Origin of the sequence: Xanthomonas sp. LMG 12459 (assembly GCF_009192905.1) — a bacterium.
Lineage (GTDB): Bacteria > Pseudomonadota > Gammaproteobacteria > Xanthomonadales > Xanthomonadaceae > Xanthomonas_A > Xanthomonas_A sontii.
In genome coordinates this window covers 1-14,840 of record NZ_NSGT01000026.1, presented here as the reverse complement: position 1 = coordinate 14,840, position 14,840 = coordinate 1, and the positions used below count along the sequence as shown (strand labels likewise).

Annotated in this window: 13 protein-coding genes; 8 read left to right on the top strand and 5 right to left on the bottom strand. The window is 69.0% G+C overall.

Annotated elements, in window-relative coordinates:
- Window positions 1-40: 40 nt before the first annotated feature.
- From CEK65_RS06900 to adh, 3 genes are all read right to left on the bottom strand, one after another.
- On the bottom strand, window positions 41-436 hold the full coding sequence (locus CEK65_RS06900; RefSeq protein ID WP_152181209.1) for a DUF779 domain-containing protein: 396 nt from the start codon (window positions 434-436) through the stop codon (window positions 41-43).
- Entirely contained in the window at window positions 436-1,464 is a 1,029-nt protein-coding gene (gene adhP / locus CEK65_RS06895; protein WP_148828231.1) for an alcohol dehydrogenase AdhP, read from the bottom strand. The genes CEK65_RS06900 and adhP overlap by 1 nt, the downstream gene beginning before the upstream one ends.
- Before the next feature lie 126 nt (window positions 1,465-1,590).
- Complete coding sequence (gene adh, locus CEK65_RS06890) at window positions 1,591-3,120, bottom strand: aldehyde dehydrogenase (protein WP_152181208.1); 1,530 nt, start codon at window positions 3,118-3,120, stop codon at window positions 1,591-1,593.
- Window positions 3,121-3,363: 243 nt separating this feature from the next.
- On the opposite strand from adh, the gene CEK65_RS06885 reads away from it, so the two are divergent.
- Both CEK65_RS06885 and CEK65_RS06880 read left to right on the top strand, forming a co-directional pair.
- A complete protein-coding gene (locus CEK65_RS06885; protein WP_152181207.1) occupies window positions 3,364-5,262 on the top strand; it encodes a sigma-54-dependent Fis family transcriptional regulator in 1,899 nt (632 codons plus the stop codon).
- Window positions 5,263-5,603: 341 nt separating this feature from the next.
- Window positions 5,604-6,368 (top strand): SDR family oxidoreductase, encoded by a 765-nt coding sequence (locus tag CEK65_RS06880; protein ID WP_152181206.1) that lies wholly within the window; start codon window positions 5,604-5,606, stop codon window positions 6,366-6,368.
- A gap of 122 nt (window positions 6,369-6,490) precedes the next feature.
- Here the strand turns inward: CEK65_RS06880 and CEK65_RS06875 are convergent, their stop codons facing one another.
- Both CEK65_RS06875 and CEK65_RS06870 read right to left on the bottom strand, forming a co-directional pair.
- Window positions 6,491-6,910 (bottom strand): hypothetical protein, encoded by a 420-nt coding sequence (locus tag CEK65_RS06875; protein WP_017910076.1) that lies wholly within the window; start codon window positions 6,908-6,910, stop codon window positions 6,491-6,493.
- Between the two features lie 441 nt (window positions 6,911-7,351).
- Window positions 7,352-9,478, bottom strand: a complete 2,127-nt coding sequence (locus CEK65_RS06870; RefSeq protein WP_193314716.1) for a TonB-dependent receptor — start codon at window positions 9,476-9,478, stop codon at window positions 7,352-7,354.
- A 130-nt stretch (window positions 9,479-9,608) separates the two neighbouring features.
- Between CEK65_RS06870 and CEK65_RS06865 the strand changes: the two genes are divergently transcribed.
- The 6 genes from CEK65_RS06865 to CEK65_RS06840 all read left to right on the top strand — a co-directional run bounded on the left by CEK65_RS06865 (window position 9,609) and on the right by CEK65_RS06840 (window position 14,685).
- Window positions 9,609-10,811: an amino acid aminotransferase gene (locus tag CEK65_RS06865; RefSeq protein ID WP_026144580.1), complete on the top strand. Its 1,203-nt coding sequence runs from the start codon at window positions 9,609-9,611 to the stop codon at window positions 10,809-10,811.
- 169 nt (window positions 10,812-10,980) lie between these two features.
- Window positions 10,981-11,997, top strand: a complete 1,017-nt coding sequence (locus tag CEK65_RS06860) for a class 1 fructose-bisphosphatase (protein WP_148827833.1) — start codon at window positions 10,981-10,983, stop codon at window positions 11,995-11,997.
- A gap of 261 nt (window positions 11,998-12,258) precedes the next feature.
- Window positions 12,259-12,651 carry a hypothetical protein gene (locus tag CEK65_RS06855; RefSeq protein ID WP_148827834.1) on the top strand — a complete coding sequence of 131 codons (393 nt, stop codon included), beginning with the start codon at window positions 12,259-12,261 and terminating at the stop codon, window positions 12,649-12,651.
- 188 nt (window positions 12,652-12,839) lie between these two features.
- Entirely contained in the window at window positions 12,840-13,112 is a 273-nt protein-coding gene (locus CEK65_RS06850) for a hypothetical protein (RefSeq protein ID WP_152181205.1), read from the top strand.
- 169 nt (window positions 13,113-13,281) lie between these two features.
- On the top strand, window positions 13,282-13,893 hold the full coding sequence (locus CEK65_RS06845; RefSeq protein WP_017910083.1) for an NAD(P)H-dependent oxidoreductase: 612 nt from the start codon (window positions 13,282-13,284) through the stop codon (window positions 13,891-13,893).
- Between the two features lie 84 nt (window positions 13,894-13,977).
- The gene (locus CEK65_RS06840) at window positions 13,978-14,685 is read left to right on the top strand and encodes a 2OG-Fe(II) oxygenase (protein ID WP_152181204.1); all 708 of its coding nucleotides are present in this window, start codon (window positions 13,978-13,980) and stop codon (window positions 14,683-14,685) included.
- Window positions 14,686-14,840 lie beyond the last annotated feature (155 nt).

The following is a 14,840-nucleotide window of genomic DNA, read 5'->3' as shown; positions in this document are numbered from 1 at the left end:
ACGGTGCAGAAGAACTCGCTGCACCGCGTGCCTTCCGCCACTACACCTTCCCCGCCGCCTCCAGCGCGGCGTACTCGCTGTCGCTGAACAGCCGCGAGCGCACCAGGAAGCGCACGCCCTCGCCGTTCTCCAGCGAGAACATGCCGCCGCGGCCGGGCACGACGTCGATGATCAGCTGGGTGTGCTTCCAGTAGGCGAACTGCGAGGGGCTGATGTAGAACGGCGCGTGCCCGATCTCGCCGAGCAGCACGTCGCGGTCGCCGACGATGAAGTCGTCCTGCGGGTAGCACATCGGCGAGGAACCATCGCAGCAGCCGCCCGACTGATGGAACAGCAGCGCGCCGTGCCGCGCCCGCAGCTTGGCGATCAACTGCAGGGCCGGCAGCGTCGCCAGCACCTGCGGCGGCAACGCGTCAGCGGGCGCGGACGCGTCCATCAGGCGGCCATGTCCAGGACGATGCGGCCTTCGATCTTGCCGGCGTGCATGCGCGCGAACACGTCGTTGACGTTGTCCAGGGTGTCGGTGGCCACAGTCGCGGCGACCTTGCCCTGCTCGGCGAATTCCAGCGATTCCTGCAGGTCCAGGCGGGTGCCGACGATCGAGCCGCGCACGGTCACACCGTTGAGCACCATGCCGAAGATGTCCAGCGGGAACTGGCCCGGCGGCAACCCGTTGAGCGAGACGGTACCGCCGCGGCGGACCATGCCGATGGCCTGCTCGAACGCCTTCGGCGAGACCGCGGTGACCAGCGCACCGTGCGCGCCACCGATTTCCTTCTTCAGGTACGCGACCGGGTCGGTGGTGCGCGCATTCACTGTCACCGTCGCGCCCAGGCGCGTGGCCAGCGCCAGCTTGGCGTCGTCCACGTCCACCGCGGCCACGTTCAGGCCCATCGCCTTGGCGTACTGCACGGCCATGTGGCCGAGACCGCCGATGCCGGAGATCACCACCCAGTTGCCGGGCTTGGTGTCGGTGACCTTCAGGCCCTTGTACACGGTGACGCCGGCGCACAGGATCGGCGCGACCTCGACGAAGCCGATGTTCTTCGGCAGGTGGCCGACGTAGTTGGCATTGGCCAGGGCATATTCGGCGAAGCCGCCGTTGACCGAGTAGCCGGTGTTCTGCTGCGCCTCGCACAGGGTTTCCCAGCCGCCCAGGCAATGCTCGCAATGGCCGCAGGCCGAGTACAGCCACGGAATGCCGACGCGATCGCCTTCCCTGACGTGGTCCACGCCGGCGCCGACCGCCACCACATGGCCCACGCCCTCGTGGCCGGGGATGAACGGCGGGTTCGGTTTCACCGGCCAGTCGCCCTCGGCCGCATGCAGGTCGGTATGGCACACGCCGCAGGCTTCGATCTTGACCAGGATGTCGCCGGCTTGCGGCCGCGGCACCGTCACTTCCTCGATCACCAATGGCTTGCCGAACTCACGCACCACGGCGGCTTTCATCGTCTTGTCCATCGCAACGCTCCTGAGAAAAACGGGTCCTGTCACCATCGCGCGACCGGCGACGGAGTGCCTTGATCCAGATCAGTTCGCAGGCGGACGACGGCACGCCGGCAGCGTGCCGCCGCCCTGCCCGGAGCATCAGAAGAAGCCCAACGCCTTCGGCGAGTAGCTGACCAGCAGATTCTTGGTCTGCTGGTAGTGGTCGAGCATCATCTTGTGGTTCTCGCGGCCGATGCCCGACTGCTTGTAGCCACCGAACGCGGCATGCGCCGGATAGGCGTGATAGCAGTTGGTCCACACCCGCCCAGCCTGGATCGCGCGACCCATGCGGTACAGCCGCGCCGCATCGCGGCTCCACACGCCGGCGCCCAGGCCGTACAGCGTGTCGTTGGCGATCGCCAGCGCCTCGGCCTCGTCCTTGAAGGTGGTCACCGACACCACCGGGCCGAAGATCTCCTCCTGGAACACACGCATCTTGTTGTGGCCCTTGAACACCGTCGGCTTGACGTAGAAGCCGCCGGCCAGCTCGCCGTCCAGCGCGTTGCGTTCGCCGCCGATCAGCACCTCGGCGCCTTCCTGCTTGCCGATGTCGATGTAGGACAGGATCTTCTCCAACTGCTCGCTGGAGGCCTGCGCGCCGACCATGGTATTGGGATCGAGCGGATTGCCCTGCTTGATCGCCGCCACCCGCTTGAGCACCTTCTCCATGAAGCGCTCGTAGATCGACTCCTGGATCAGCGCGCGCGACGGACAGGTGCACACCTCGCCCTGATTGAAGGCGAACAGCACGAAGCCTTCCACCGCCTTGTCGAGGAAGTCGTCGTCCTCGGCCATCACGTCGGCGAAGAAGATGTTCGGCGACTTGCCGCCCAGCTCCAGCGTCACCGGGATCAGGTTCTGGCTGGCGTACTGCATGATCAGCCGGCCGGTGGTGGTCTCGCCGGTGAAGGCGATCTTGGCGATGCGCGGGTTGCTGGCCAGTGGCTTGCCGGCTTCCAGGCCGAATCCGTTGACCACGTTGAGCACGCCCGGCGGCAGCAGGTCGCCGATCACCTCCATCAGCACCAGGATCGAGGCCGGGGTCTGCTCGGCCGGCTTCATCACCACGCAGTTGCCCGCGGCCAGCGCCGGCGCCAGCTTCCAGCACGCCATGAGCAGCGGAAAGTTCCACGGGATGATCTGGCCGACCACGCCGAGCGGTTCGTGGAAGTGATAGGCGATGGTGTCGTGGTCGATCTCGGAGATGCCGCCTTCCTGCGCGCGCACCGCGCCGGCGAAGTAGCGAAAGTGGTCCACGCACAGCGGCACGTCGGCGTTGAGCGTCTCGCGCACCGGCTTGCCGTTGTCCCAGGTCTCGGCATAGGCCAGCAGTTCCAGGTTCTGCTCGATGCGGTCGGCGATCTTCAGCAGCACGTTGCTGCGCTCGGTGCTGGAGCTCTTGCCCCATGCGTCCTTGGCGGCGTGCGCGGCGTCCAGCGCCGCCTCGATGTCCTCGGCGTTGGAGCGCGCCACCGCGGTGAACACCTTGCCGGTGATCGGCGTGCTGTTGTCGAAGTACTGCCCGCTCTTCGGTTCCACCCACTTGCCGCCGATGAAGTTGCCGTAGCGCGACTTGAAGATGGACTGCGGATCGGTGGCATGCGGCTTGGCGGTGCTGACGGCGTTCATGGTGTTCTCCTTCGGCGGTCGGAAAGGACGGGCGGGGCCGTCCGGTAGCGGCATGTGCGCAAGTCCGATGCCAGGTTTTGCGTGCTGCGCCGCGTCACGCGGTCGCACCGCGACACACCGACGCACCCCCTGCGGTTTTGCTGCGTCGCGTCACGTCTGTCGATTGCGCTGCGTCGACGGATGTGCTGTTTATCGGAACACCCGTATCACCAGGTGTCGCAATCTGCGACAGCGGAGCCGGACATGGCGCAGCACCCTTCGCAACACCAACTCGGCCAGGCCCGGCGGGCCTTCTTCGAACGCGGCGGCGCGCCGGTCGGGCAGGTGCCCGACACCATCCTGCAGTCGTGGCAGCGCTGCCAGCGCCTGGGCCTGGCCGCGGACGCGAAGCCCGCGATCGAGCCGCTGGAAGCCTCGCGCCTGCGCGCCCTGCGCGAGGCGCACGAGCGGCTGTGGCGGCTGGCCCGCGCCGAACTGGAAGGCCTGGCCGGCGACGCCGCGGCCACCGGCAGCATCGTGCTGCTCACCGACGAGGCCGGCTGGATCCTCGACGCCGAAGGCAGCCCGCGCTTCCTCGACAAGGCGGGCAGGGTGGCGCTGATGCCCGGCGCATGCTGGAGCGAACCCCAGGTCGGCACCAATGCGATCGGCACGGCGATCGTCGAAAGCCGTTCGGTGGAAGTGCGCGGTGGCGAACACTACTTCGCCCCGCACCAGATCCTCAGTTGCGCGGCGGTGCCGATCTTCGATCCGTACGGCGCCCTGGCCGGCGTGCTCGACATCTCCGGCGACGCCAGCGTGCAGCACATGCATGCGCTGGCACTGGCGCGGATGGCGGTGGCCAACATCGAACACCGCTATTTCGACGACGGCATCCCCGGCTGCGAACTGCTGCGCGTGCACCACGACCCGGCGCTGCTCGGCACGGCGCGCGAAGCGCTGCTGGCGTTCCGCAACGGCCGCCTGGTGGCCGCCAACCAGGCCGGGTTGCGGCTGTTCGGCCTGGAGCGCCACGAACTCGGCCGCGCGCCCTACGAAGCGCTGTTCGAAGAGCCGCTGTCGCGGCTGCGCCAGCAGGGCAGCGTGTTCGACCTGCAGGGGCGGGCGCTGCACGGACGCATCGACAGCCCGGCCGACGATCGTCCGCGGCGGCGCCCGCAGCAGGCGCCGATCACCGTGACCGCGTCATCGCGGCCTTCGGCGGCGGCGGCGTCCGACGCGCCGCTGTTCGACGCGGCGCAGGAACTGGCGCTGGAACGCGCGCGGCGCGTGCTCGATGCGCAACTGCCGGTGCTGGTGCAGGGCGAGACCGGCACCGGCAAGGAAGTGTTCGCGCGCGAATTGCACCGGCGCAGCGCCCGCGCCGGGCGCCCGTTCGTGGCGGTCAACTGCGCGGCGCTGCCGGAAGGGCTGATCGAAGCGGAACTGTTCGGCTACGAGGACGGCGCCTTCACCGGCGCGCGCAAGCACGGCAACCCGGGCCTGCTGCGCCAGGCCGACGGCGGCGTGCTGTTCCTGGACGAGATCGGCGACATGCCGCTGGCCCTGCAGCCGCGGCTGCTGCGCGTGCTGCAGGAACGCGAACTGCTGCCGCTGGGCGGCGGCAAGCCGGTGAAGCTGGATTTCGCGCTGGTCTGCGCCACCCACCGCGACCTGGACGCGGCGATGGCCGAGCAGCGCTTCCGGCCCGATCTGTACTACCGCATCGCCCACCACTGCGTGCAGATTCCGGCACTGCGTGCGCATCCGGACCGACGCGCGCTCGTCGCCGAGCTGTGGGCGCGGCTTGGCCAGGGCAGGCGTCTGACCGAGGCGGCCCTGGCGACGCTGAGCGCCTACGCGTGGCCGGGCAATCTGCGCCAGCTGGTGGCGTGCCTGCGCACCCTGGTGGCGTTGAGCGAAGCGAATGCGCTGGTCGATACCGACGCCTTGCCGGCCTACCTGCCCGGCGTGCGCGCGGGAGAGCAGGGCAGCAACGGCGGCACCGCGATGCCGTTGCCCGATGCCGACCTCGACAGTCTCGCGCTCGGCGCCATGCGCCAGGCCCTGGATGCCTGCAACGGCAACGTCTCGCAGGCCGCACGCCGGCTCGGCATCAGCCGCAGCACGCTGTACCGACGGCTGCAGTTGGGGACGCACTGAGGCGGCATATCGCCGGCTGCGCCTTACGCGGTCGTCGACGTCGCATGTCTCGTAAGAGCGGCTGCAGCCGCGACACGGCGTTATCGGTCATGTCAGTCGCGGCTGACGCTGCTCCTACAGCGCAGCGCGGTTTCCCCCGAACCGCAGCAACGCGCGCGGCTGGAGCGCCCTTTCGCCGCGACAGCCCTCCCACAGACCCCTCATCGGTTGGAAACCGCTCTCGCATCCATGACCTCTTTCTGACCGAACACATCGCCCACGACTGCCGCGTCCGAACACGGCGAGCAGCGCGCGGTGCTGCCGGCGATGCTCCAGGCTCCTTCGCAACCATGGAGCTTCACATGCAACGCTTGCACGGCAAGATCGCGCTCATCACCGGCGCCAGTTCCGGCATCGGCCACGCCGCCGCACACCTGTTCGCGCGCGAAGGCGCCTGCGTAGTGCTGGGCGCGCGCCGCGGTGCACTGCTGCAGACGCTCGCCGCGCAGATCGAGGACGCCGGCGGTCACGCCGCGTGGCTGGCCGGCGACGTCCGCGAGGAGGCCTATGCGCAGGCATTGGTGGCGCTGGCGAACACGCGCTTCGGCGGGCTGGACATCGGCTTCAACAACGCCGGCACCCTGGGCACGCTGGTGCCGACCACGCAGCTGCAGGCGCAGGCCTGGCGCGACGCGCTCGATACCAATCTCAGCGGCGCATTCTTCGGCGCCAAGCATCAGATTCCGGCGATGCTGGCACGCAGCGGCGGGTCGTTGATCTTCACCTCGACCTTCGTCGGCCAAACCGTCGGCTTCCCGTGCACCGCCGCCTATGCCGCCAGCAAGGCCGGCCTGATCGGCCTGACCCAGGCGCTGGCAGCGGAATTCGGGCCGCAGGCGATCCGGGTCAACGCCTTGCTGCCGGGCGGCACGCACACACCGATGGCGGAGGCGATGAACGGCGCGCCGGAAGCGCTGGCGCAGGTCGCGCAGCTGCATGCGCTCAAACGCCTGGCGCAGCCGGACGAACTGGCACGGGCCGCGCTGTTCCTGGCCTCGGACGAAGCCGCGTTCGTGACCGGCAGCGCGATGCTGGTCGACGGCGGGGTATCGATCATGCGCAGTTGACGCGGACGGCGGTCGCGATGTCGCCGCGCCCGCACGCTGCGTGGCGAGGGGCACGCTCGCCACCGCGGGCAATGCCCTGCCGCTGCCGACGTCGCGACAGCAGCGGCCGGGCATGCAATCGCTCAGTCGTAGCTGTTGTTCATGCACGGTGAGCTGACCGGCGTCAGCACACTGAAGCTGCTGGCGTACAGCGCGATGATGCAGGTCCCCGGCGCGTCGCTCTGCACGTAGTTGCATTGCTTGCTGTTGCGGCTACGCGAGCTGCCGTCGCTCATCTGGAACGACAGGTTCCAGTAGTCGTTGGAGCCGGTCTGCGCCCGCAGCGGTACGGAGGCGATCGTACCGCCCGGCGGCAGCGATGCCGAAGCGGCCGGATCCATGTAGTTGCCGCAGGTGTGCTTGACGCTGACGTTGTTGATCGTCTGGCCGGTGCAATTGACCACCGTGAAGGTGCCTTGGTACGGCGTGGCGCTGACGCCTTCGGCCAGCGCCGGTTTGCTCTTGGTGCCGGCGTTGTCGCGGCTGTCGTCGGATGTGCTCATGGTGCGTCTCCTGGAGAGGCGTGGCGGTATGCGGGGGTGGCATTACGCTAGCGCCGCCGCGAAGAACGCCGCCAGCGTCCGCCGCCGGTTCGCGTAGACAGGTGCAGTGCGTTTGGTAGACGACTTGCAGGCGCGGCGCAGCGCGTAGACGCGCGGCACCTGGCGTTCGCTCAAGCCAGGCGCGGCATCGCCTCCGATGCTTCACACGCGGCTGCCAGACGCCTTCTCCCGCAGTGCCGCTATCGCGTTCGCCTCGCGCTGCATCTGCGCCTCGCACTTGCTGTCGTTCGACAGGTGCAGATGCTGATGAACGCATCGACCGTCATCGGCGTGAAGCTGCGGCAGGCCATCGCCGAGTGGTCGCCAGAACCAAGCGGGTGCGCAGCCGCCTCGCCACGCAGCCGCAAGCGAAAGCCTAGCCAGACCGGCAGGCGTTCGCGGCTAGTGCGGCAAGTCCCACTGCAAGCCGACCGTGTAGCTGCGGTCGGGGCCCGGCTCGTAGTAACGGCCGTTGCCGTCGTTGACGATGACCGAGCCGATGTAGCGGCGATCGAACGCGTTGTCGATGCGCGCGAAGGTGCGCAGGGTGCCGTGCGCGGTGGTCCAGCGCCGCGCCGCTTCCAGGTTGAGCAGGGCGTAGCCGGGCGCGGCCTCGCTGGCCAGGTCGTTGACCACGGTGTCGCCGGCGGCCACGCCCTCCACCGCGAATTGCCAGGCGCGCGGCTGCCACTGCCAGCGCGCGAACAGTTGCTGCTGCGGCACGCCGGGCAGGCGCGTGCCGGCGGCCACCACCGCGGTCGGCGTCGCGCAGCCGCTGCTGGCGCAGGTCAGGTAGGCCTGGCGCACCGTCGCCTGCAGCCAGGTGTAGGCCATCTGCAGTTGCGCGCTGGCGCCCAGCGGCAGGGTCAGGCTGGTCTCGGCGCCCTGACGGCGGGTGCGGCCGATGTTGCGATAGGTGCTGCGGCCGTTGGTGTTGCTGGCCACCGCCAGCTCGTCCTCGGTGGTGGCGCGGAACAGCGCCGCATCCCAACGGGCGCCGGCGGCGTTGCGCCACTTCGCGCCCAGTTCCAGGTTCTGGCTGCGCGCGGCGTCCAGGTCCAGCGCCAGGCCGGCGCCGCCGTCGCGGCGGTAGCCCAGCTCGTTGAAGGTCGGGGTCTCGAACCCGCGCCCGGCCGAGGCGTAGAGCCGCAGGTCGTCGGTGACGCGGAACACCAGCCCGGCCACCGGCGTGGTCGCCGCATAGTCGGTGCGGCCGCTGTCGTCGGGATTGCGGCCGACGATGTAGGCGTCGTTCGAGCGGAACCGCACCTGGCTGTGGCGCAGCCCGGCCAGCAGCGACCAGCGCTCGGCGAACTGCCACCAGGCCTGGGCGAACTGGTCCACGTTCTCCACCCGGTCCTGCTGGTCGCGGCGCAGCCGGCCCTTCACCCCCAGCGTGCTGCCGACGAAGTTCTCGTAGCCGGTGCGGTGCTGTTGCTGGCGGTCGGCATTGGCGCCGACGGTGAACTGGAACGGGCGGCCGCCCAGTTCGCCCTGCCAGGCCCAGCGCGCGTCGAGGCCGCCGTAGTCGCCGTCCAGGTCGATCACGCCGCCGGCATTGAGCGGGTTGCTCTGCGCGCCCACCGGGACCGAGAGGTATTGGGTGACGTCGCGGCGCCCGGCGTAGCCCATCAGCCGCCAGGTCTGCTGGTCCACCTGCTGGGTGAAGATCGCGCCGGCCTGCACCTGGCGGGTGGACTTGCGGGTGTCGAACTGGCCGGCGGCGGCGGTGGCCTGGCGCGGGTCGGCGGCGACCTGGGCGCGGCTCAGGCCCAGCGGATCCTGCGCATCGGGCGCCTCCAGCGCGTTGAGCAGCAGGTCCAGGCGCCGCCCGGGCGCCAGGTCGATGCCGATCTTGGCGTTGAAGGTGGTGCGCTGGGCGTGGCTATGGTCGCGGTAGCCGTCGGTGCTGAAATGGGTGGCCGCCAGGTTGTAGTGGACGTCCCCCTGCTGGCCCAGCGCCTGCGCGCTGAGGGCGGCGGTGCCGTGGCTGCCGATCGCACTGCGCAGCCGCCACGGATCGTCCGGCTGGCCGTCGGCGCTCCACAGCTGCACCACGCCGCCGGAGGAATTGCCGTACAGCGCCGAGAACGGCCCGCGCAGTACCTCGACCCGCTCGCTGCCGAACAGGTTGAAGTTGGACAACTGGCCCTGGCCGTCCGGCATCGTCGCCGGGATGCCGTCCAGCAGCAGGCGTACCCCGCGCACGCCGAACGCCGAGCGCGCGCCGAAGCCGCGGATCGACAGCTGGGTGTCCTGCGCATAGTTCTGGCGATCGCGCGCGAGCAGGCCGGGCACCCCGACCAGCGCCTCGGACGCCTGTATGCCGAGGCGGTCGCTGTCGCCCAGGCCGGTCGTGGTCAGCGACGCCGGCAGGTCGAAATCGGCCACGCCGCCGACGCGGGCGGCCTGGACCTGGAGCACTGGCAAGGTGGTGGCCGGATCCTCGCCGGGAGCGGCGTGGACCAGGGGCGACAGCGCCAGGGCGCAGGCCCCGCAGAGCAGGGCGGAGGGCAGGGAAGATGACATGGCCCATCATCGCCCAACTGCCGCCCGGCCGCACCCGGCCAAGCGCGGCAGCGTTTGTTAGGATGAGGTGTTTGACCGCGCCGGCTCCGGTCCTTCCGGCCCCCACCTCCGCCACCGAACGAGTACCGCCGTGTCCTTCTTTGCAAACGTGGAACAGGTCCCAGGCGACCCGATCCTGGGCCTGACCGAGGCCTACAACGCCGACTCCCGCCCGACCAAGGTCAACCTGGGCGTGGGCATCTACTACGACGAAAACGGCCGCATCCCGCTGCTGCGCGCGGTGCAGCAGATCGAACAGCAGTTGGCGCAGGACGCCAGACCGCGCGGCTACCTGCCGATCGACGGCCTGCCGGCCTACGACCTGGCCACGCAGAAACTGCTGTTCGGCGCCGAGTCGCCGCTGCTGGCCGCCGGCCGCGTCGCCACCTCGCAGACCATCGGCGGCAGCGGTGCGCTGCGCGTGGGCGCGGACCTGCTGAAGAAGCTGCTGTCCACTTCCACCATCGCCATCAGCAACCCGAGCTGGGAGAACCACCGCGCGGTGTTCGGTGCCGCCGGCTTCGACGTGGTCGAGTACACCTATTTCGATCCGGCCAGCCACGGCCTGAATTTCGACGGCATGCTCGCCGACCTGCGCCAGCTCGCCCCCGGCAGCGTGGTGCTGCTGCACGCCTGCTGCCACAACCCGACCGGCGCCGACCTGAGCCAGGCGCAGTGGCGCACCGTGGCCGAGCTGCTGAAGGAACGCAACCTGTTCCCGTTCGTGGACATCGCCTACCAGGGCTTCGACAAGGGCATCGATGCCGACGCCTACGCGGTGCGCCTGCTGGCCGAGGTCGGCATCGACAACTACGTGGTCGCTAGTTCGTACTCCAAGTCGTTCTCGCTGTACGGCGAGCGCGTCGGCGCGCTGTCGGTGGTCTCGGCGAATGCTGCCGAGAGCAAGGCGGTGCAGTCGCAGGTCAAGCGCATCATCCGCACCATCTACTCCAGCCCGTCCACGCACGGCGCCGCGCTGGTCGCCGGGGTGCTCAACAGCCCGGAGCTGCGCGCGATGTGGGAGCAGGAACTGACCGAGATGCGCGAGCGCATCCACGCCTTGCGCGCCGGCATGGTGCAGAAGCTGGCCGCCCTCGGCGCGCCGGAGTTCGGCTTCATCCAGCAGCAGGCCGGCATGTTCTCCTACTCGGGCCTGAGCAAGGCGCAGGTGGACCGGCTGCGCGAGGAGTTCGGCATCTATGCGGTCGGCACCGGCCGCATCTGCGTGGCCGCGCTGAGCCAGAAGAACCTGGACTACGTGACCCAGGCCGTGGCGACCGTGCACAAGGGCTGAGCCCTGCGGTCCCGCACCGAGCCGGAAGCGCCTGCGCTTCCGGCTTTTTTGCGCCTGCATGGGGGCCGTGTCGGCCCGCGCCGGCGTGGTCGCGGAACACCCTTGATCGAAATCTGCGGCGCAACCCGCGACAATGGCGGCCCCCTTCTCACGCAAGGCCGTCCTGCCCATGTCGCGAACGTCGCTGACCCGCTTCCTGATCGAAGAACAGCATGCCGGGCGTATCGGCCCGGAGCTGCGCCAGCTCATCACGATCGTGTCCCGCGCCTGCAAGCGCATCTCCATCGCGGTCAGCAAGGGCGCCCTCGGCGGGGTGCTCGGCGATGCCGGTACCGGCAACGTGCAGGGCGAAGCGCAGAAGAAGCTGGACGTGCTCAGCAACGACATCCTGCTCGAAGCCAATGCCTGGGGCGGCCACCTCGCCGCCTGCGCCTCGGAAGAGATGGACCACTGCCAGCCGGTGCCCGACAAGTACCCCAGCGGCGATTTCCTGCTGCTGTTCGATCCGCTGGACGGCAGCTCCAACATCGACGTCAACGTCTCGGTCGGCACCATCTTCTCGGTGCTGCGCGCGCCCCCAGGCACCGACAAGCCCGGCGACGAGCACTTCCTGCAGCCGGGCACCGCGCAGGTCGCCGCCGGCTACTGCATCTACGGCCCCAGCACGATGCTGGTGCTGACCCTGGGCCACGGCACCCACGCCTTCACCCTGGAGCGCGAGGAGGGCAGCTTCCTGCTGACCCAGGCCGACATGCGCATCCCCGAGGACACCGCCGAGTTCGCGATCAACATGTCCAACCAGCGCCACTGGGAAGCGCCGATGCAGCAGTACGTGGCCGACCTGCTGGCCGGCAGCGAGGGCGTGCGCGGCAAGAACTTCAACATGCGCTGGATCGCCAGCATGGTCGCCGACGTGCACCGCATCCTCACCCGCGGTGGCATCTTCATCTATCCCTGGGACAAGAAGGACCCGGGCAAGGCCGGCAAGCTGCGGCTGATGTACGAAGCCAACCCGATGGGCATGCTGGTGGAGCAGGCTGGCGGCGCCGCCAGCACCGGCCGCGCACGCATCCTCGGCCTGCAACCGGAGCAACTGCACCAGCGCGTGCCGGTGTTCCTGGGCTCGAAGAACGAAGTGGCCGAGGCGGTGCGGTATCACCTGGAGCACGACGCGGCAAATGGCTGAGCGGCGCCGCGGTCGGTGGCGCGGGCAGGACGTTGCCCCGTCTTCGCTCTCATCCGGCCGCTGTCTGCCGCGCAAGGCATCGCATAGGCGTTTTGCCTGATGCGAGGTGACGCCGTGGTACTTCAGGCGAGGAGCGAGCGGATCGGCGGCGTCGATGCCAATCGATTCCTCCAGATCTGTGAGACGCTGGGCTAGCCAGTCGCTGCGTGCACGCTGCCACGCAGCGCACATTGCAGCCACTCAGGTGTCAGGAGACCTAACATGCTCAAACGATGGCTTGCCGCCCTGCTAGCACTATTTGCCGCCGCTTCCCCGGCGGCGGCCGACTCGTGGCGGGAGGGAGGCCTCTACGCGACCAGTCGGCAGGAGGGTGGCTACGTATTGCTCAAGATCCTCAAGCTGGACGCGGATGGCGTACATGTGCGCGTCTACAGCAACGTTTACCCAGTACCGCCCAAAGCGGTCGACACGTCCACCCTATATCTCGCTGGGGACAATCGACACGATGATGAACCCTTGGGCATGGGCCACCTCCCGATCTCCAGAGCCTCTTTCGCTGGCTGGGATCTTCATTTTGTCCAGCAGTCCTCGGTAACCGAGGAAGAACTCGAGGGTTACCGAATCTGGCAGGAAGCGCAGGGCGGCTATTTCTAGCACGGCCGCATGCGCTCCGCGTTGCGCCGGCAGTGGCGAACGACACGGATGGAAATCGAACGGATCAGGCCGGCGGACACTGCACGATGGCTCGACTGCGGTAGGGTAGCGGCGTCCGGCGCAAGCAAAACGCGTTGATCGCCGGCGTTCGTCGCGTGCACCTGGTCGTCCCGGGCGGGAGGAACCCCATGAACCAGACCCTCGTCGTGTTGTTCTTCTTCGCCACCGCACCGGTCGCGCTGATGCCCACGGTCATCGCGCTGTTCACCCGCCACCGCTGGCGGCGGCGGATCGTGCTGGTCAACCTGGCGCTGTGGACGCTGCTGTTCTTCGCCGCCCGCAGCTTCACCCTGTACAACTCCAGCCGCTTCGAGCTGCCAACCCTGCTGGCGCTGGCGTTGTGGCTGGCGCTGTTGGGCATCGCGATCCGCGGCACGCCCGGGTCATCCGAGCGCTCCTAGCCATCGACAACGCCTGCACGCCTGGTCGGTGCGCGATGGGCGATCGCGGCGGCGGACCGCGCTCGGTGCACGTTTGCGGTGCCGCAGCGCTCACGACCCTTGCACGCCATCGCGACGTCAGGCCCATCGCGCCCAATCCACAGTGAGGTTTTACTGACGGAGTCGGACCATGTCCCTGCGCGCCTTCGGCCTGAACTGCTCGCTCAAGCGCGGCACTGCGCCCTCGTCCACCCAGCGCCTGCTGGATCAGATCCTGCAGGCACTGGCCGCGCATGGCGTGCAGGGCGATTCGGCGCGTGTGGCCGACTTCGACGTGCGCCCCGGCGTACGTGCCGACGAAGGCGACGGCGATGCCTGGCCGCAGCTGCGCCAGCGCGTGCTGGACGCAGACATCGTCGTGCTGGCCACGCCGATCTGGGTCGGTCATCCCTCGAGCCTGGCGCAACGCGTGCTGGAGCGCATGGATGCGTTCCTCGGCGAAATCGGCGACGACGGCGTGTATCCGACCTTCAACCGCGTGGCCATGGTCGCGGTGGTGGGCAACGAGGATGGCGCGCACAAGGTCAGTGCCGATCTCTACCAGGGGCTGACCGACTTCGGTTTCAGCGTCGCCGCCGGCAGCCCGCCGTACTGGGTCGGCGAGGCGATGGGCAGCACCGACTACCAGGACCTGAAGCAGACGCCGAAGGTGCTGGCCGACACCATCAAGACCGCCGCCAGCAACGCCGCGCACCTGGCGCGCCTGCTCAAGGCCAATCCGTACCCACCGCCGCTGGCCTGAGCGTTCCGCCGCGTCGGAGCGCCAGTGGCACGGAGCCGCTGCGCTGCGGCTGCAACCCTGCGAAATCGCTGGTAAGGTCGCGCGATGTCCGACCTGCATCCCGATTTCATCGAAGTGTTCGATGGCGCCATGTCCCGCGAGGACTGCGCCGCCATCCTGCGCCGCCTGCGCGGCAGCACCCAGTTGCGGCCCGGCGAGATCGGCAGCGGCGTGTTCCCCGAGCTCAAGCGCAGCCGCGACCTGCGCATCAGCGGCCTGGAGCCATGGCGCGACGTGGAACAGCGGCTGCAGCAGGCAGTGTTCGGCGGGCTGCTCGGCTACCTGCGCAAGTACCCGCAGACCCTGATCTCGCCGCTGATGCTGCAGGTGCCCGGCGCCGACGGCCAGCCGCACCGGCTCGGCGCCGACGATTTCGCCCTGCTAGACGACGCCGCGCTGTCCAACCTGGCGCGCACCTGCCTGCGCCCGGGCGCGATCAACCTGCAGTGGTACGAAGCGGGCGAGGGCGGCTACCCGTACTGGCACTGCGAACTGTACCCGCGCGATCCGAGTGCCGAGACCCTGCACCGGCACCTGCTGTGGACCCTGTACCTCAACGACGATTTCGACGAGGGCGAGACCGAGTTCCTGTTCCAGCAGCGCAAGATCGTCCCGCGCGCCGGCAGCCTGCTGATCGCCCCGACCGCCTTCACCCACACCCACCGCGGCAACCGCCCGCAACGCGGCGACAAGTTCATCGCGACGAGCTGGATCCTGTTCCAGTCGGCGCAGGCGCTTTACGGCAGGGAATAGGGAATGGGGAATGGGGATTCGTCAAAAGCAGGGATTCGGGAGTGGGGATTGGGGATTCGTAAAAGCTGCTTTCTTGGTGGCTGAATTGCAGTGGCTGCGTCGGGCCGCCGCGACGCGCCGCTCTTGCTAATCCCCAATCCCGAATTCCGAATCCC